Raw genomic sequence first — 16,762 nt, 5'->3', positions numbered from 1 at the left:
TTAGCGGGTCGCGTTCAGATACGGTTTGAGCCAGCCGAGGCCGGCCGACGTGCCCGCGCGCGGCCGGTATTCGCAGCCGATATAACCGTCGTAGCCGAGCGAGTCGATCAGTTCGAGCAGGTACGGGTAGTTCAGTTCGCCCGTATCGGGCTCATGACGCTCGGGCACGCCGGCGATCTGAATGTGGCCGATGCCGGCCATATCGCGCTTGAGTTTCACCGCGAGGTCGCCTTCGACGATCTGGCAGTGGTAGCAGTCGAATTGCACCTTGAGATTTTCAGCGCCGACTTCCGCGCAGATCGCTTGCGCTTCGTCCTGACGGGTCAGAAAGAAGCCCGGCATGTCGCGCGTATTGATCGGCTCGATCACGACGGTGATGCCCTCGGCCTGCGCCGCCTTGGCGGCGTGCGCGAGATTGCTCAGGTATACCTCGCGATGTTTTGCGCGGGGCTGATCCGCGCCGATCAGGCCGGCCATCACATGCAGTTTGCGATTGCCGAGCACGCGCGCGTAGTCGAGCGCGGTATCGATACCGCGGCGAAATTCATCTTCGCGGCCCGGCAGCGAAGCAATCCCACGTTCACCGTCGGCCCAATCGCCGGGCGGCGCATTGAAAAGCGCTTGCGTCAGACCGCTCGCGCCGAGGCGCGTCTTGATCTCGTTGGCGGGGAAATCGTACGGGAACAGAAACTCGACCGCTTCGAAGCCGTCTTGCGCTGCGGCGGCGAAACGGTCGAGGAAAGCGTGCTCGTTGTACATCATCGAGAGATTGGCGGCGAAGCGAGGCATGGCAGCGACTCCTTGAAAACGTTGATGCGGCGCGCGGCAGCAACGCATGCCGCGCGAGCGTGTCGATCTATCGGTTGACCAGTTTGGCCGGCGTGAACCACGTGGCGATCGCGCCGATCACGAGCATGCCCGCCAGCACATACATGCCGGTTTGCGTGCTATGCGTGAGATCCTTCAGATAGCCGATCATGTACGGGCTCGCGAATCCCGCGAGATTGCCGATCGAATTGATGATCGCGATACCGGCCGCGGCGGTCGCACCCGACATGAACGCGGTAGGCAGCGACCAGAAGAGCGGCGCGCAGGTCAGCACGCCGGCAGCGGCGAGCGAAAGAAATGCGATCGACACCACCGTGTTGTCCGCGAACGAAGCCGCGACCGTGAAGCCGATCGCACCGAACAGCGCCGGCACGATCAGATGCCAGCGGCGCTCACGGCGCTTGTCGGCACTGTGCCCCATCAGATTCATCACGACGATTGCGCACAGGAACGGAATCGCGCTCAGCAGGCCGATATTGAACGCGCCGGTCACACCCGTCGATTTGACGAGCGTCGGCATCCAGAACGTCAGGCCATACTGCCCAGTGACGAACGCGAAATAGATCAGCGACATCCACCACGTGCGCGGATCGCGGAACACCGCGCCGAGCGAGTGCGCCTGGGCCTTTTCCTTCGGCTGCGCGGCGGCGATTTCATCGGTGAGCAGGCGCTTTTCGCGTTCGCTCAGCCACTTCGCGGTCGCGATGCCGTTGTCGAGATACAGGATCGTGGCGATGCCGATCGCAATGGCGGGGATCGCTTCGATCAGAAACATCCATTGCCAGCCTGCGAACCCCGAGCTGTTGTGGAACGTCTGCATGATCCAGCCGGACAGCGGGTTGCCGAAGATGCCCGACACCGGAATCGCCGACATGAACACCGCAATGATCTTCGCGCGCCGATGCGACGGGAACCAGTAGGTCAGGTACAGGATCACGCCGGGATAGAAACCGGCTTCGGCGAGGCCGAGAAGAAAGCGCAAGATGTAGAACTGCATCGGCGTCTTCACGAACACGAACACGGCCGAGAGCACGCCCCAGGTAATCATGATCCGCGCGATCCAGATGCGCGCGCCGAGCTTGTGCATCAGAATGTTGCTCGGCAACTCGAACAGAAAATAGCCGATGAAGAACACGCCCGCGCCAAGACCGAACACCGTTTCGCTGAATGCCAGGTCTTGCGACATCTGCAATTTGGCAAAGCCGACATTTACGCGGTCCAGATAGGCGACCACATAGCAGAGCATCAGAAACGGTACGATGCGCCAGAATACTTTCTTATAGGTGCGCTCGACTTCAGCGGCGCCGGGTTGTCCCGTGGCCGCTGCTGCAATCGGCTGGCTCGAGGTGGTCTGATACGAACTCATGCATTGTCTCCTTCAGTGGATGGCCCGATGCGTCATGTGGAGCGCAACGTGACCTGGCTGTGTTTTGTCGGCTGTGACTACCAGCTAGCGCCGAATACGGTGCGCAGTTCTTCGAGTGCGGCTTCGTCGAGCGGTGCGGGCCGCGGATTCGTCATCAACCATAAACGCGCGGTCTCTTCGAGTTCTTCCAGCGCATACGCGGCTTGCGCCACGGAACGCTCCCACACCACCGGACCCAGACGTTCGAGCAGCACCGCGCGAACGCTGTCGGCCAGCGCGGCGATCTGTTCAGCGACTTGCGGATCGCCGGGCCGCCTGTAACGAATCAGGGGGACGTGGCCCACTTTCATCACGTAGTACGGCGTGATGGGCGGCAGCACGTCGGTCTCGCGCCAGACGCCCGCTAGAGTCAGCGCGACCAGATGTGTCGAATGCGTGTGGGCGATGCCGCGCGCCGCGCCGTTGCGCGCGTAGATGCCGCGATGCAAGGCCAGCGTTTTCGAGGGCCGGCCGCCGGACACCGCGTTGCCGTCGAGATCGACTTTGGCGATATCGGCGGGGTCGAGCCGGCCTAGACAGGCATCGGTCGGCGTGATCAGCCAGCCGTCGTCGAGCCGCGCGCTAATGTTACCGGCGGTGCCGACCGTGTAGCCGCGTTGATAAAGACTCGCGCCGGTTACGCAGATTTCCTCGCGAACGCGTGCTTCGTCCGTGGTGTGGAGTGCGGGTGCGCCGGTCATTGCGCGGCTCCGTTCAGATGACGCAGTGCTTTTTCGAAGAAGTCGGTCGTGCCGAAGTTGCCGGATTTCAGAGCGAGCGCGAGCGGTTCGGCGCCGGTCGTGGCGGTGGCCGGCACGCCGGGATCGATCTGCGCGCCGATGCGCAGCGTGTGCACGTCGAGCGCCTGCACCACTGCGCCCGAGGTCTCGCCGCCCGCCACCACGAACTTGCGCACGCCGCGTTCGCGCAGACCGCGCGCGATCGACGCCAACGTGTTTTCAACCAGATGCCCTGCTTCATTCACGCCGAGCTGACGTTGTACCGCCTTGACTTCGTCGGGTGTGGCGGTGGCATAGATCAGCATGGGCTCGGCTTTGTCGAGGTACGGCTGGGCGAAAGCCAGCGCCTGCTCGACGACGTTCTCGCCGCGCGCAGCCGCGAGCGGATCGACACGGAACGCGGGCCGTGTCGCGCGCCATTGCGCGACCTGCGCGTTGGTCGCTTTGGACGCGCTGCCCGCCAGCACCGCCGACAATCCGTTCACCTGAGGCAACTGCGCGGCATCGCCCTGCTCGTTCAGCAAACCCGCGCGGCGAAAGTTGGCCGGCAAGCCCAGCGCGATACCTGAGCCGCCTGTGATCAACGTGAGATCAGCGCACGCTTCGCCAAGTACGTAGAGGTCGGCATCGGACACCGCATCGGCAATCGCCATGCGCACGCCTTCGTTACGCAACCTGTCGAAAGCGTCGCGCACGGCCGACACGCCTTGCGCCACCGCGTCATAACGTACGAGCCCGACTTTCGACTGCGTCTGCCGCTGCAGCACGCTCACGAGGTTCGCATCGCGCATCGGCGTGAGCGGATGGTTCTCCATGCCCGACGCGTTGAGCAACGTGTCGCCGACGAACAGATGGCCGCGAAAGATCGTGCGGCCGTTCTCGGGAAATGCCGGACAGGCGATCGTGAACGCGCCAACGCTACCGTCGCCGGACAATGCGTCGAGCAACGCATCCGTGACCGGGCCGATATTGCCCGCGTCCGTCGAATCGAAAGTCGAGCAGTATTTGAAAAAGAACTGCCGGCAACCTTGTGCGCGCAACCAGTCGAGCGCAGCGAGCGATTGCGCGACCGCATCGGCGGCGGGAATCGTGCGCGATTTCAGCGCGACCACCAGCGCGTCGGCCTCCACCGTTTCATTCGATGCGGGCACGCCGATGGTCTGTACCGTGCGCATGCCGCCGCGCACCAGCATGTTGGCGAGATCGGTGGCGCCGGTGAAGTCGTCGGCAATGCAGCCGAGCAGCGCGCGTTTGGTTGTAGCCGTCATGACGCTGACCTCCTCACTTCGCCGCCGGCACGTCGATGCCCGGGAAAATCTTGATCACCGCGGAATCGTCCTCGCCGCCGTGACCGGCCGTAGACGCCATCATGAACATCTGATGCGCCGCCGCCGACAGCGGCAACGGGAATTTCGAGCGGCGTGCGGTATCGAGCACGAGGCCGAGATCCTTGACGAAAATATCGACGGCCGAGAGCGGCGTGTAGTCGCCGTTCAAAATGTGCGGCACGCGGTTCTCGAACATCCACGAATTGCCCGCGCTGTGCGTAATCACTTCGTACAGCGCATCCGGATCGACGCCCTCGCGCAAGCCGAGCGCCATCGCCTCGGCGGCCACCGCGATATGCACGCCGGCCAATAGTTGATTGATGATCTTCACCTTCGACCCGGCGCCGTGTGCTGAGCCGAGGCGATACACCTTCCCCGCCATCGCGGCCAGCACGTCCTCGCATGCAGCGTAGGCCGCAGCGGGACCGGACGTCATCATGGTCATCTCGCCGGAGGCTGCGCGCGCCGCGCCGCCGGAGACCGGTGCGTCGAGCATCTGCAAACCGGCCGCCTCGATCCGCTTGCCGAGTTCGATCGCGAAGTCCGGCGCCACGGTCGCGCTGGCGATCACCACCCCGCCCGGTTTCATCGCCGCAACCGCGCCCTGCTCGCCGAACAGCACGGCTTCGGTTTGCGCGGCATTCACGACCAGCGTGACGACCACCTCGCACTGCGCGCCGAGTTCGGCGGGCGTTGCGCAACCCACGCCGCCTTCCGCGACGAACGCATTCAGCACCTCGCTGCGCAGATCGCACGCATGGACCCGCAGACCCGCGCGCAACAACGAGCGCGCGACACCCAGGCCCATTGCGCCAAGACCGATGACACCGACATTTCTGGACATGTTTGACCTCTATGAATTCGTTGGACGCTCGCGCGGAACACTGGGCGTTTCAAGCTCGGCAGCAAAGCTCAGCAGATCCCCGCTTCCGCGAGACGCCGTGCCGCGTTGTACATATGCGTTCGCGCCGCATTGCGCGCCGCCATCGGATCGCCCGCGCGAATCGCGGCGGCGATCGCCGCATGCTCTTCGCGCACCTGACGTGAAAAGTCCTCGCGCAACGCTTCGTTGCGGCGCGTGACGACCGTGCCGGCCTCAAGGTACTGATTCAGGAACGTGAGGGTTTTGAGGAAATACGGATTGCCGGTAGCCGCCGCAATCGCGCGATGGAACGCGACGTCTTCAGCCACGCCGTCCTCGCCTTCGGCCACGGCCTCGTCGATCTTCGCGAGCGCCGCATCGATCGACATCATGTCGGCGTCGCTGCGGCGCATCGCGGCTTCCGACGCGACTTCCGCCTCGATGGCCCGCCGCAGCGCGAGAATCTGCACCACTGAGCCCGGCTCGACCGCTTCCGCATAGTCGATCCGCAGCGGCCGCACCGTGCCGTGCGCGGCGACGAACACGCCGCTGCCCTGGCGCGGCTCGACCACGCCTTCGTTCTTCAGCCGCGAGATCGCCTCGCGGATCACCGTGCGGCTCACGCCGAACTGCTGCGCCAGCACGGCCTCGGTCGGCAGCTTGCCGCCGCGCTCGAAAGTGCCTTTGTCGATCTGCTTGAGCAGCTGTTGCGCGACCGTGTCGCTCAACGCTCTCGCAGGAATCTTCTCGAACATCGATGCCTCGATTGATCATGTTATCGGGTCATCATACAAATTTTAGATGCGGGCTGCATCCATGCAAACCCTGGGATTTTTGTCCATCAGGCGGCAAAGTTGGCGAAACAGAAGGCTTAAGCTATCGTCACGCCTTTAGCGCGCCGCGCGGGGAATTCAAGCGCGGCGCGGGTCCGCAGTTCCTCGAACGCATCTTCAAGGTCCATGAGCAAAGCCCTGCCGCCGTCTTCCGCCGTTCCCGTCAGCGCCGAACCGGCCCCGGACAAACCGGGCGATTCGTATGTGCAGTCGTTCGCGCGCGGCCTCGCGGTGATCCGTGCGTTCGACGCCACGCGCCCCGAACAGACGCTCACCGACGTCGCCGCCGCCACCGGTCTCACGCGCGCCGGCGCGCGCCGCATTTTGCTGACCCTGCAGACGCTCGGTTATGTGGAGGCCGAAGGCCGCCTGTTCCGCCTCACGCCGAAGATCCTCGACCTCGGCTTCGCGTATCTGACCTCCATGCCGTTCTGGAACCTCGCCGAACCGGTAATGGAACAACTGTCCGCGCAGGTTCACGAGAGCGTCTCGGCGGCCGTGCTCGATCGCACCGAGATTGTCTATGTGCTGCGCGTGCCGACCCACAAGATCATGACGATCAACCTGTCGATCGGCAGCCGCTTGCCGGCCTATTGCACGTCGATGGGCCGCGTGCTGCTGGCCTCGCTCGACGACGAAGCGCTCGACGCGACGCTGGGCTCGACGCCGCTCTACGCCCACACGCCGCGCACGGTCACCGACAAGGAAGAGTTGAAGAAGCTGATCGCGCAGGTGCGCCGCCAGGGCTGGGCGATCGTCGATCAGGAACTGGAAGGCGGTTTGATTTCGCTGTCCGCGCCGATCCGCAATCGCCAGGGACGCGTGATCGCCGCGATGAATATCAGCGGCAATGCGCAGCGCAATTCCGGCAAGCAGATGGTGAAGGCGTTTCTGGAACCGTTGCAGCAGGCCGCGCAAACCGTCTCGGAGATGGTGGCGCGGCGCGGGTAATCTCGAACGCGGGGCTCCGCGCGATGGCAACGCCCTGTTCAATCAATCGATCGGCTTGTCCGCGGTTTCCTTCAGCATCGAGACCGCGATCAGCGACACCACGACGCACGCCGCCACATAACCGGCCGGCGCCAGCTTGCTGCCGGTCAGCTTGATCAGCCACGTGGCGACAAGCTGCGCGGTCCCGCCGAACACGCACACGCTCAACGCATACGCGATCGAAATGCCGGTGGCGCGCACGCGCCGCGGAAACGACTCGCACATCAAGGCAAATTCCGACGCCGAGCCCATCGAATAAAACAGCAGCATCAGCGCGGTCAGCGACATGATGACGGGCAACTGAGGAAAGCGGTTGATCAGCATGAAGGCCGGAAACAGCAGCAGCACCAGCACGCCGCGTCCGAACAGGATCGGTCGCTTGCGGCTGCCGATGCGATCCGACAGCATGCCGAATAGCGGACACGTAATCAGCATCACGAAACCCGAGGCGACGCCGACCAGCATCGACAGCGACATCGGCAGGCCGAGCGTGTGGATCGCGTAGGTCGGCATGTAGAAGGTCAGGATGTAGGTCGAGACCGTGCCGCCCATCACCGTCAGCGTGATCAGGATGAGCGGGCGCACATGGCTGGTGAAGAGTTCGCGCAGCACGCCGCGTTCAATCGCATGGCTGTGCGCGCTGGCCGCGTCGTCGGCGAGACGGCGGCGCAGATACATGCCGACCGGCGCGATCAGCACGCCGAGCAGGAACGGAATGCGCCAACCCCAGCTTTCCAGCGAGTCTTTCGGCAACGCGCCGGACAGCGCCGCCGCGATGCCCGAGCCCATTAACGCCGCGCCTCCCTGCGTCGCCAGTTGCCAGCTTGCGCGAAAACCGCGCCGCGTGCCGCCGCCCTGTTCAAGCAGCGTGGAGGTGGCCGCGCCGAACTCTCCGCCTTGCGAGAAGCCTTGCACGAGACGCGCGAGCACGATCAGCAAAGGAGCCGCCAAACCGATCTGCGCATAGGTCGGCGCGATTGCGATCAGGCCGGTGCTCACCGCCATCAGCATGATGGTCAGATTGAGCGCGGCTTTGCGGCCCTTGCGGTCCGCGTACACGCCGAGCATCACGCTACCGAGCGGCCGCGTGATGAAGCCCGCCGCGAAGGTCGCCACCGACAACAGCAACGACGTGGTCGGATCCGCCGACGGGAAATACAGCTTGCCGATGATCACGGCAAAAAAACCGTACACGGTGAAGTCGAAGAACTCGAGCCAGTTGCCGATCACGGCGGCAGCGATCGCGCCTCGGCTGTTGGTCCGGCTCGCCGCCGCGGCATGGCTCGCATCGGTCGTGGTACTCATCGCGTGGTCTTCCTCGTTGTTATGGTTGTAAGGCTTGACTAGGGCGCGGCTCGCCGCGCCGGATCACTGGCCCAGATAGCGCTCCACCAGCCGTGTCCAGAACGCCGCGCCGACCGGCAGATTGTGGTCGTTGAAGTCGTAGTGCGGGTTGTGCACCATGCAGCCGTCTTCCCCCGCGCCGTTGCCGATGCGCAGGAAGGTGCCCGGCCGCTTCTGCAGCATGAAGGCAAAATCTTCGCTGCCCATGAGTATCTCGGTCTGCGCGACCACCTTGTCGTCGCCGACCAGTTCGCGCGCCACCTCCACCGCGAAATCCGTTTCGGCATCCGAATTGACGACCACCGGATAACCTTCGATATATTCCACGATCGCCTTGCCGCCGTAGCTCGCGGCCTGCGATTCAGCGAGTTCGGTAATGCGCTTCTTCAGCAGCGCGCGCACCTCGGGACTGAACGAACGCACGCTCAGTTCCAGCTTCGCGCTGCTCGAAATCACATTGTTCGCGGTGCCCGCATGCATCGAGCCGACCGTCACCACCGCCGGCTGCGACGGATCGACGTTGCGCGCGACAATCGTCTGCAACGCCATCACGATGCTCGCCGCCACCACGACCGGATCGACCGTGAGGTGCGGACGCGCCGCGTGGCCGCCGACGCCTTCGATCGTGATGATCGCCTTGTCGCCCGCCGACATGAACGGCCCTTTACGGAACAACAGCACGCCCGGTTCTTCGCCAGGATGGTTGTGCACGCCGAACACGGCGTCGCAGGGAAAGCGCTCGAACAGGCCGTCGTTGATCATCTTCAGCGCACCGCTGTCGATGCCGCTCTCCTCGGCCGGTTGAAAGTACAGATGCACCGTGCCCGAAAAATTGCGTGTAGCCGCGAGGCGTTGCGCGGCGCCGAGCAGCATCGTCGTGTGGCCGTCGTGGCCGCATGCGTGCATCTTGCCGTGCGTGCCGCTCGCATACGGCAGGCCGGTCTGCTCGATGATCGGCAGCGCGTCCATGTCGGCGCGAATGCCGATACTGCGCTTGCCGTCGCCTACTTTCAGCGTGCCCACCACGCCCGTCTGGCCGACGCCGCGCGTGACCTGCCAGCCCCATTGCTCGAGCTTGCCGGCGACCAGCGCGCTCGTCTGGTGTTCCTCGTAGGCCAGTTCCGGATGATGGTGAATGTGATGGCGAATCTCGCGCAGGCTCTCGGCGGCGGGCGCCAGGTCGGACACTTCGGTGAAACGCGCGGCTTCGCTCATCTCTAGGCTCCATGGATTCATGGCCGCATCAAAACGCGGCAAACAGGCGAGCACTATAGCCACGCCGTTTTGTTCGAATAAGATGCTGTTTTTTTCACCCCGATTAACAAGCGTTATATACGGGATTACCCCAATGAAACCGCAGCAGTTGCAAGCGTTCGTCGCCGCCGCCCATCACCGCAGTCTGCGCGCCGCAGCGCGCGAGCTCGGCGTGACGCAACCGGCCGTCACGCATACGATCCGCGAGCTTGAGAGCGCGTTGAATGCCGAGCTGATGGTGCGCAGCGTACGCGGCATCGAATTGACGGCATGCGGGCTCGCGCTGCTGCCGCGCGCCGAGCAGTTGCTCGGCGACATGCGGCGTACGGTCGAAGCGGTCGAACAGGTCAAGGGAGAACTGGCCGGCAAGGTCAGCGTGGGCACCATGCCGTCGATCGCGCTCACGGCGCTGCCGCACGCGGTCTCGAAGTTTCGCCTCGCGATGCCGCGGGTCAATCTGCATCTAGAGGAAGTGACGATCCCGGACGCCGTCGCGCGTTTGCGCAACGGCGCGCTGGATATCGCGGCGATCCATCACGTGCAGGCGCTGGACAGCGATCTGGTGCAGGCGCCGCTCTACTCGACGCAGTTCGTCGTCGCCATGCGCGCCGGGCACCCGCTGGCCAATGTGACGCGCCTGCATGAGTTGCTCGACGCGGAGTGGATCGTGACCGTGGGTGCCGATCACTTCCCGCACAGCGTGATGATGGCGATGTTCGCCGCGCACGGCTTGCCCGTGCCGAAGCGGCTGGTCCGTGCGCCGTCGTCGTTCGCGGTGACTCTAGGACTGGTGTCGCAAACCGACGTGATCGGCTGCTTCACGCGGCCGCTTGCGCAAATGGTCGCGCCGCTCGGCATTCGCGTCGCGCAGATCGAAGAGGCGCTGCCGAACTACGATCTCAGCATCATTTCGCGGCGCGGCCTGCTGCCGACGCCGGCCGTGCGGCAGTTCGTGTCGTGTCTGCAGGATGCGACACGGGAAAGTATGGCGGCAGCAGGATAGTACGGCTTACTGAACGTCGGCTTCCGCCTTTAAAAACGCAATCAACTCATGTCCGGCTTCGTCGAGCGCGCCGGAATTATCGATCGTGGTGCAGCGCACGCCGTCCGGCAACGAGAACGGCGCGCGGCGCGCGAGCCGCGCTGCGACCTGTTCCGCCGACTCACGCGCCCGCGCGCCGAGGCGGGCTTCGAGAATGTGCGGCGCGGCGTCCACGTGCACCACTTCCGTATGCGGATAGCGCGCCAGCACATGCTGCAAATGCTGCCGTGAGCCATTGACGACCACCGTGCAGCCGCGTGCAAGCCACGCATCGAGTTCGACACCGATGCCATAACGCAGCGAATGGCTCGACCATTCGAGCGCGAACAGGCCGAGCACGGAACGCGCCGCGAACTCTTCCACGCTCAATGCCACATGCGCCTCGCCGTTGCCGCTCGGCCGCGTGATGTAGCGATGCGCGAACAGAATCGGCTCGCCCATCAGGTGCTTGCGCGCGAATTCCAGCAACGAATCCTTGCCCGCGCCGGACGGTCCCATTACGTAGATCAAGCGACCTGTCATTGTTATTTCACCTCGCCGGTCTGAAACGGCACGCGCTGCCACAACACGAACGGTTCACCAGGCGCCGGTTCGACGAAGAGCGCCGCCTGATCGACCAGCAGCGGTCCGAGCGCGGGCGTTCGCGCTCGCCACCATGCGACCAGCGTGGCGCGCTCCTCGGCATCGGCGAGTGAACTGGAGAGCGTCATATGAAAACGGAATTCGTCGAACACGTATGGATAACCCCATTCGATCAGCAACGCACGTTGCCGTTCGCTCAACGGGGCCGCCAGACGCCGCGCCAGATCGGCGGCGGACTGCGGCGCGCGCAACCTGCCGAGCGTTTGCAACGCGCTCGCGGCCACGGCGCGGATGCCGGCCTCACCTTGCGCATCGGCGGGCCGCAACGCAACAAAGTCGCCGAGCGTCGCGGCTTCCACCGGCAATGCAAATGCGCTTTGCGTCCGTGCCCACTCACGCGTGGCTTGCAATACATGTGCCTGCGTCAGGCCGTCGGCGAGTCGAAACGGCGCGACCAGTGTGCCGTGCCAGCCGTAGCGGCGCGGTGCTTCGGTCAGTTCGACGAGTGGACGTGCGAGATCCGAAGGTTGCGGCGCCTCGCACCGCTCGCCGCTTTCCGCGTCGCGCGCGAGCCATTCCGACCCGGCTCGCCACCACGCCGATTCGCGCGAGGGCGCGTAATACACGGCAAAACGAGCCTCGGCGCTCCATTCACCGCCGCTCATAGGTCGTGCTCCACCAGCAGTTGCACGCGATCCGCGGCGAAGTGCGTGAAGCCGTATTTGACGGGCGTGCCTTGCAGATCGACATCGACGTTCTCGACCCACAGCACCGGTTGCTGACGGTTGATATTCAACCGCCGCGCCACCTCCGGTTCGGGCAGCACACTGCCGATGCGGCTCCACTTGCGCAAATAATCGTTCACGCCGAATTCCGCCATGGCCTTGGTAATGCCGCCGGTGCGCTCCAGCACTTGCGGCAGGTCAGCGAAACGCGCCGCGGGATACCAGTTGCGCGCGAACGTGAGCGGCACGCCGTCGGATTCATGCAGCGATTCGATCCGGTAGACCGATGCACCGGCCCGCAGACTCAAGGCCTTCGCGACGCTCGGCTCGGCCTTCACGCGCGCGGCCGACAACATCGTGCCCGCCGCCGCGTGATGCTGCTGGCGCAAGTTTTCTGTAAACCGCGTGCGGCGGCCAATCGTATAGTCGATGGCGCCCGGTTGCACGAAGGTGCCGCGCCCCTGCTCGACGCTGACGAGGCCCAATGCGGCAAGACCCAGCATGGCCCGGCGCACGGTATGCCGGTTCACGTCGAAGCGTTTGGCCAGTTCGCCCTCGCTCGGCAGGCGCCCTTCTTCGCCAAAGCCGCTGGCGGCGATTTCCGCCGCCAGGATCTGCTCGATCTGCCGCCAGACGGCAACGCCCGCGCCGCGTTCGAGCATCGTGCCCGGCGTCGCGTTGTCGTTCGATGTCATGGTGCTGTCATTCCCCTAGGTTCAAATATTCGCTATGACGTGCATTGTAGTGCGCAAGCCGTGATGGAAATATGAAACGGCCTTCATGCGCTACACGGCTCGACAAGCATACCCCTAAACGTCTAGACGTTTAGATGAATAGATGGTCAAATGTCTACTCGCTGGATCAACAGGAATTTCGATGAGTGCCACCTCCGCCTCGCCTTCCTCCGCTCCGCCATCGGCTGTCCGGCGCGCATGGATGGCCGTGCTGGCGCGCACGCCGCGCGCCGATCTCGAAGCCGCGCTCGAACGCGCACTGCGGGACATCCCCACTCCCACGTATGACTGGCTGCGCCCGCCCGAGATCGGCCTCGCAATGGTGCGTGGGCGCGTCGGCGGCAGCGGCGATCCGTTCAATCTCGGCGAAGCGACGGTCACGCGCGCCACCTTGCGTCTGCGTGCGCCGGGCGACGCGGCCACCGCCGTCGGCGTGGCATGTCATCTCGGCCGTGACCGCCGGCGCGCCGAACTGGCTGCGCTAGCAGACGCGCTCCTGCAAATGCCGGAGCATCACGCCGTCTTGCATAAGCAACTGATCGAGCCGTTTGCCGCGCAGGTGGCCGTGAAACGCGCCGGGCGGCAACAGGACGCCGCGGCCACGCGTGTCGAATTCTTCACGATGGACCGGGGCGACTGATGGAAAACTCACAGATTGCATTGTCTACTTTGACGCCGGGTTTCGCCGACCCGGTGCATGACACCCAGGCGGTGTTCCGCACCCTGCTCGACGCGCTGTCGCGGCCAGGCACGGTCGGTGTAGTCGAGAACGTGCTGCCCGAAGTGCGGGCCACGCGCGCCGAACTTGCCGCCTTCGCGGCACTGCTCGCGCTGTGCGACTACGCGACGCCCGTATGGCTTGCGCAACCCGATACGGCCTTGGCCTCGGCGCTGCGCTTTCATACCGGCGCGCCGCTCGTCGACGAACCGGGACACGCCGCATTCGCTTATATCCACGATGCCGGCGCGTTGCCGCCGTTGGACTGCTTCGCGCTCGGCGCGGCGGAATCGCCCGAGCAATCGGTCACGCTGCTGATTCGTGTCGAAGCGCTGACGGGCGGCGTCCCGGTCGTGCTGAGCGGCCCCGGCATCCAGCACGTGGCCACGATCGAGCCGGTCGGCCTGCCCGAGCGTTTCTGGCGCGAACGCGCCGCCCTCGCGCCGCTGTTTCCTTGTGGCGTGGACTGTTATCTCGTCTGCGGCGCGCGTCTGATCGGCCTGCCGCGCACAACTGAAGCGAAGGTGAACTGATGTACGTTGCCGTCAAGGGTGGAGAACGCGCGATCGAAGCGTCGTGGCGTCTGCTCGACAAGGCACGCCGCAGCGACACGCGGCTGGCCGAACTCAGCGTCGCGCAGATTCGCGAACAACTGCGCCTCGCGGTGGCGCGCGTGATGACTGAAGGCTCGGTCTACGACGAAGAACTCGCCGCGCTCGCTATCAAGCAGGCCGCCGGCGATCTGGTCGAAGCGATCTTCCTGTTGCGTGCGTATCGCACCACACTGCCGCGCTTCGGCTACACGCGGCCGATCGATACCGAAGCGATGCAAACCGAGCGCCGCATTTCGGCGACCTTCAAGGACGTGCCCGGCGGCCAGCTGCTCGGCGCGACTTACGATTACACGCAACGTCTGCTGGATTTCGCGTTGCTGGTCGAAGGCGATACGGCTGTCAACGCAGCGTCGTCGTCGCCGAATCAAGCCGCAGCAGTGCAAACAGAACCCATGCCGCGCGTCGTCAGCCTGCTCGACAAGGAAGGCTTGATCGAACAGGAACGTCCCACGCCGAACGCGCCGGAACCCGGCGACCTGTCGCGTGAGCCGCTCGCCTTTCCCGCAAGCCGCGCTACACGCCTGCAAAATCTCGCACGCGGCGACGAAGGCTTTCTGCTTGCGATGGGTTATGCGACGCAACGCGGCTACGCGAATTCGCATCCGTTCGCGGGCGAGATCCGCTTCGGCACGGTCGCCGTGGAAATGCAGCTCGACGAGCTAGGCGAAACGGTCGAAATCGGCGACATCGACATTACCGAATGCCAGATGATCAACCAGTTCGCCGGTAGCGGCGAGGTGCCGCCGACGTTCACACAAGGCTACGGTCTCGCGTTCGGCCACTCGGAGCGCAAGGCGATGGCGATGGCGCTGGTCGACCGCGCGTTGCGCGCTGAAGAACTCGGAGAAACGCTTGGCTCGCCGACGCAGGATATCGAATTCATGCTCTCGCATAGCGACAACGTCGAAGCGTCCGGTTTCGTGCAGCATCTGAAGCTGCCGCATTACGTCGACTTTCAATCGGAACTGGAACTCGTGCGCCGTTTGCGCGCGAAGCACGCCATGCAGAGCCAGCAAGAAGGCACGGATCAACCCAGCGGTCAGCAGGAGCAGGCAGCATGAACGCGCCCGACACATCTTTCGTCACCGCGCCCACGGCGTCATACGACAGCGCCGCCGACGGCTACAACTTCGCGTACCTCGACGAACAGACCAAACGCATGCTGCGCCGCGCCTTGCTCAAGGCCGTGGCCGTGCCGGGTTATCAGGTGCCGTTCGCCTCGCGTGAAATGCCGCTGCCGTTCGGCTGGGGCACGGGCGGCATTCAGGTCACCGCGGCGATCATCGGCAAACAGGACACGCTGAAGGTGATCGATCAGGGCTCCGACGAAACCACCAACGCGGTCAACATCCGCCGCTTCTTCGCACGCACTACCGGCGTGGCGACCACGCGCCGCACCGTCGACGCGACGATCATCCAGACGCGTCACCGCATTCCAGAAGCTCCGCTCACCGACAAGCAGATTCTCGTCTATCAGGTGCCGATGCCCGAGCCGCTCTTTCGCCTCGAGCCACGCGTCGCCGAATGCAAGAAGCTGCATGCACTCGCCGATTACGGCCTGATCAGCGTGAAGCTCTATGAAGACATCGTGCATCACGGCAGCATCGCGACCACGTACGACTACCCGGTGATCGTCAACCATCGCTACCTCGCTTCGCCGTCACCGATTCCGAAGTTCGACAATCCGAAGATGCATATGAACCCCGCGCTGCAATTGTTCGGCGCCGGCCGCGAGCGGCGCATTCACGCGATTCCACCGTACACGCCCGTGCGCAGTCTCGACTTCGACGATCATCCGTTCGAAGTGCAGAAATGGCAGCACGCGTGCGCGCTGTGCGGATCGACGGAAAGCTTTCTCGACGAAATGATCGTGGACGACGCCGGCAAGCGCATGTTCGTCTGCTCCGATAGCGACTACTGTCACGAACGGCGCGGCGACGCCGATCTCGATCTGCCGTCGCGCGAAGCACGCAAGGGAGAGCCCGCATGACGCCGCTCCTGAGCGCCCGCTCGCTCACCAGACAATACGGCGGCCGCAACGGCTGCAGAAACGTCAGCTTCGATCTGTATCCGGGCGAGGTGCTGTGCATCGTCGGTGAATCTGGCTCGGGCAAGACCACACTGCTCAATACGCTCGCGCTGAAAACCTCCGCCGATAGCGGCTCGCTTCACTACACGGCCACGCATGGCGACAAGCTCGATCTGCTCGCGTTGTCCGAGCCGCGCCGCCGCTTGCTGATGCGCACGGAGTGGGGCTTCGTCCAGCAGAATCCGCGCGACGGACTGCGCAGCGGCGTCTCGGCCGGCGCGAATATCGGCGAGCCGCTGATGGCGGTCGGCGCGCGTCACTATGGCGATATCCGTTACGCGGCTACGCAGTGGATGGAGCGAGTCGAACTCGACGCTTCTCGCATCGACGAATTTCCCGCAGCGTTTTCAGGCGGCATGCAGCAGCGTTTGCAGATCGCGCGCAATCTCGTCACCAGTCCGCGGCTTGTCTTCATGGACGAACCCACGGCCGGTCTCGACGTGTCGGTGCAGGCGCGTCTGCTCGATCTGCTGCGCACGCTGACGTCCACGCTGCATCTGTCGGTGCTGATCGTCACGCATGATATCGGCGTCGCGCGCCTGCTCGCGCATCGGTTGGTGGTGATGCAGGGCGGCGAAGTCGTCGAGGCGGGCCTGACCGATCAGGTGCTGGACGATCCGCAGCACCCGTACACGCAAACGCTGGTTTCCTCGGTTCTGCCGGTTTGAGGCTCA

18 protein-coding genes are annotated in these 16,762 nt (G+C 64.5%); 7 read left to right on the top strand and 11 right to left on the bottom strand.

Features of this window, described 5'->3' with window-relative positions; all coding sequences use genetic code 11:
* From otnI to B0G82_RS30615, 6 genes are all read right to left on the bottom strand, one after another.
* Window positions 1–789 carry a 2-oxo-tetronate isomerase gene (gene otnI, locus B0G82_RS30640; protein ID WP_121310050.1) on the bottom strand — a complete coding sequence of 263 codons (789 nt, stop codon included), beginning with the start codon at window positions 787–789 and terminating at the stop codon, window positions 1–3.
* A gap of 67 nt (window positions 790–856) precedes the next feature.
* The gene (locus tag B0G82_RS30635; protein ID WP_121310049.1) at window positions 857–2,194 is read right to left on the bottom strand and encodes an MFS transporter; all 1,338 of its coding nucleotides are present in this window, start codon (window positions 2,192–2,194) and stop codon (window positions 857–859) included.
* A gap of 77 nt (window positions 2,195–2,271) precedes the next feature.
* Window positions 2,272–2,934, bottom strand: coding sequence for an aldolase (locus B0G82_RS30630; RefSeq protein ID WP_121310048.1), 663 nt, complete (start codon window positions 2,932–2,934; stop codon window positions 2,272–2,274).
* Window positions 2,931–4,241, bottom strand: coding sequence for a 3-oxo-tetronate kinase (gene otnK, locus B0G82_RS30625; RefSeq protein ID WP_121310047.1), 1,311 nt, complete (start codon window positions 4,239–4,241; stop codon window positions 2,931–2,933). Before otnK ends, B0G82_RS30630 begins: the two co-directional genes overlap by 4 nt.
* A 13-nt stretch (window positions 4,242–4,254) precedes the next feature.
* The gene (gene ltnD, locus B0G82_RS30620; RefSeq protein ID WP_116147899.1) at window positions 4,255–5,145 is read right to left on the bottom strand and encodes an L-threonate dehydrogenase; all 891 of its coding nucleotides are present in this window, start codon (window positions 5,143–5,145) and stop codon (window positions 4,255–4,257) included.
* A gap of 68 nt (window positions 5,146–5,213) precedes the next feature.
* Window positions 5,214–5,918: a FadR/GntR family transcriptional regulator gene (locus B0G82_RS30615; protein ID WP_106282401.1), complete on the bottom strand. Its 705-nt coding sequence runs from the start codon at window positions 5,916–5,918 to the stop codon at window positions 5,214–5,216.
* Between the two features lie 204 nt (window positions 5,919–6,122).
* Here B0G82_RS30615 and B0G82_RS30610 point away from each other — a divergent pair, with 204 nt between their 5' ends.
* A complete protein-coding gene (locus tag B0G82_RS30610; protein ID WP_106282402.1) occupies window positions 6,123–6,947 on the top strand; it encodes an IclR family transcriptional regulator in 825 nt (274 codons plus the stop codon).
* A 42-nt stretch (window positions 6,948–6,989) separates the two neighbouring features.
* Here B0G82_RS30610 and B0G82_RS30605 read toward each other — a convergent pair whose 3' ends face one another.
* Complete coding sequence (locus B0G82_RS30605; protein WP_121310046.1) at window positions 6,990–8,291, bottom strand: MFS transporter; 1,302 nt, start codon at window positions 8,289–8,291, stop codon at window positions 6,990–6,992.
* A 63-nt stretch (window positions 8,292–8,354) separates the two neighbouring features.
* Window positions 8,355–9,545 carry a M20 aminoacylase family protein gene (locus B0G82_RS30600; protein ID WP_121310045.1) on the bottom strand — a complete coding sequence of 397 codons (1,191 nt, stop codon included), beginning with the start codon at window positions 9,543–9,545 and terminating at the stop codon, window positions 8,355–8,357.
* A 133-nt stretch (window positions 9,546–9,678) separates the two neighbouring features.
* Between B0G82_RS30600 and B0G82_RS30595 the strand changes: the two genes are divergently transcribed.
* Window positions 9,679–10,587 (top strand): LysR family transcriptional regulator, encoded by a 909-nt coding sequence (locus tag B0G82_RS30595; protein WP_121310044.1) that lies wholly within the window; start codon window positions 9,679–9,681, stop codon window positions 10,585–10,587.
* Window positions 10,588–10,593: 6 nt separating this feature from the next.
* On the opposite strand, the gene phnN is transcribed toward B0G82_RS30595, so the two are convergent.
* The 3 genes from phnN to phnF are packed head-to-tail and all read right to left on the bottom strand — an operon-like array spanning window position 10,594 to window position 12,628.
* Window positions 10,594–11,148 carry a phosphonate metabolism protein/1,5-bisphosphokinase (PRPP-forming) PhnN gene (phnN, locus tag B0G82_RS30590; RefSeq protein ID WP_106282406.1) on the bottom strand — a complete coding sequence of 185 codons (555 nt, stop codon included), beginning with the start codon at window positions 11,146–11,148 and terminating at the stop codon, window positions 10,594–10,596.
* A gap of 2 nt (window positions 11,149–11,150) precedes the next feature.
* Window positions 11,151–11,873, bottom strand: coding sequence for a DUF1045 domain-containing protein (locus tag B0G82_RS30585; RefSeq protein ID WP_121310043.1), 723 nt, complete (start codon window positions 11,871–11,873; stop codon window positions 11,151–11,153).
* On the bottom strand, window positions 11,870–12,628 hold the full coding sequence (phnF, locus tag B0G82_RS30580; RefSeq protein WP_116147889.1) for a phosphonate metabolism transcriptional regulator PhnF: 759 nt from the start codon (window positions 12,626–12,628) through the stop codon (window positions 11,870–11,872). Before phnF ends, B0G82_RS30585 begins: the two co-directional genes overlap by 4 nt.
* 181 nt (window positions 12,629–12,809) lie before the next feature.
* On the opposite strand from phnF, the gene phnG reads away from it, so the two are divergent.
* Genes phnG through phnK form a run of 5 tightly spaced genes read left to right on the top strand, consistent with a single transcriptional unit; the run spans window position 12,810 to window position 16,756 of the window.
* Window positions 12,810–13,307, top strand: a complete 498-nt coding sequence (gene phnG, locus B0G82_RS30575) for a phosphonate C-P lyase system protein PhnG (RefSeq protein ID WP_121310042.1) — start codon at window positions 12,810–12,812, stop codon at window positions 13,305–13,307.
* Window positions 13,307–13,918: a phosphonate C-P lyase system protein PhnH gene (gene phnH / locus B0G82_RS30570; protein ID WP_121310041.1), complete on the top strand. Its 612-nt coding sequence runs from the start codon at window positions 13,307–13,309 to the stop codon at window positions 13,916–13,918. Before phnG ends, phnH begins: the two co-directional genes overlap by 1 nt.
* The gene (locus B0G82_RS30565) at window positions 13,918–15,060 is read left to right on the top strand and encodes a carbon-phosphorus lyase complex subunit PhnI (protein ID WP_121310040.1); all 1,143 of its coding nucleotides are present in this window, start codon (window positions 13,918–13,920) and stop codon (window positions 15,058–15,060) included. The genes phnH and B0G82_RS30565 overlap by 1 nt, the downstream gene beginning before the upstream one ends.
* A complete protein-coding gene (locus tag B0G82_RS30560; RefSeq protein ID WP_121310039.1) occupies window positions 15,057–15,989 on the top strand; it encodes an alpha-D-ribose 1-methylphosphonate 5-phosphate C-P-lyase PhnJ in 933 nt (310 codons plus the stop codon). Before B0G82_RS30565 ends, B0G82_RS30560 begins: the two co-directional genes overlap by 4 nt.
* Window positions 15,986–16,756 carry a phosphonate C-P lyase system protein PhnK gene (gene phnK, locus B0G82_RS30555; RefSeq protein WP_121310038.1) on the top strand — a complete coding sequence of 257 codons (771 nt, stop codon included), beginning with the start codon at window positions 15,986–15,988 and terminating at the stop codon, window positions 16,754–16,756. Before B0G82_RS30560 ends, phnK begins: the two co-directional genes overlap by 4 nt.
* The last annotated feature ends 6 nt before the right edge of the window (window positions 16,757–16,762 follow it).

This window comes from Paraburkholderia sp. BL17N1 (assembly GCF_003634175.1).
Taxonomy (GTDB): domain Bacteria; phylum Pseudomonadota; class Gammaproteobacteria; order Burkholderiales; family Burkholderiaceae; genus Paraburkholderia.
Note: the sequence above shows the minus strand (reverse complement) of the source record. Positions and strands in the feature narration are given on the sequence as shown.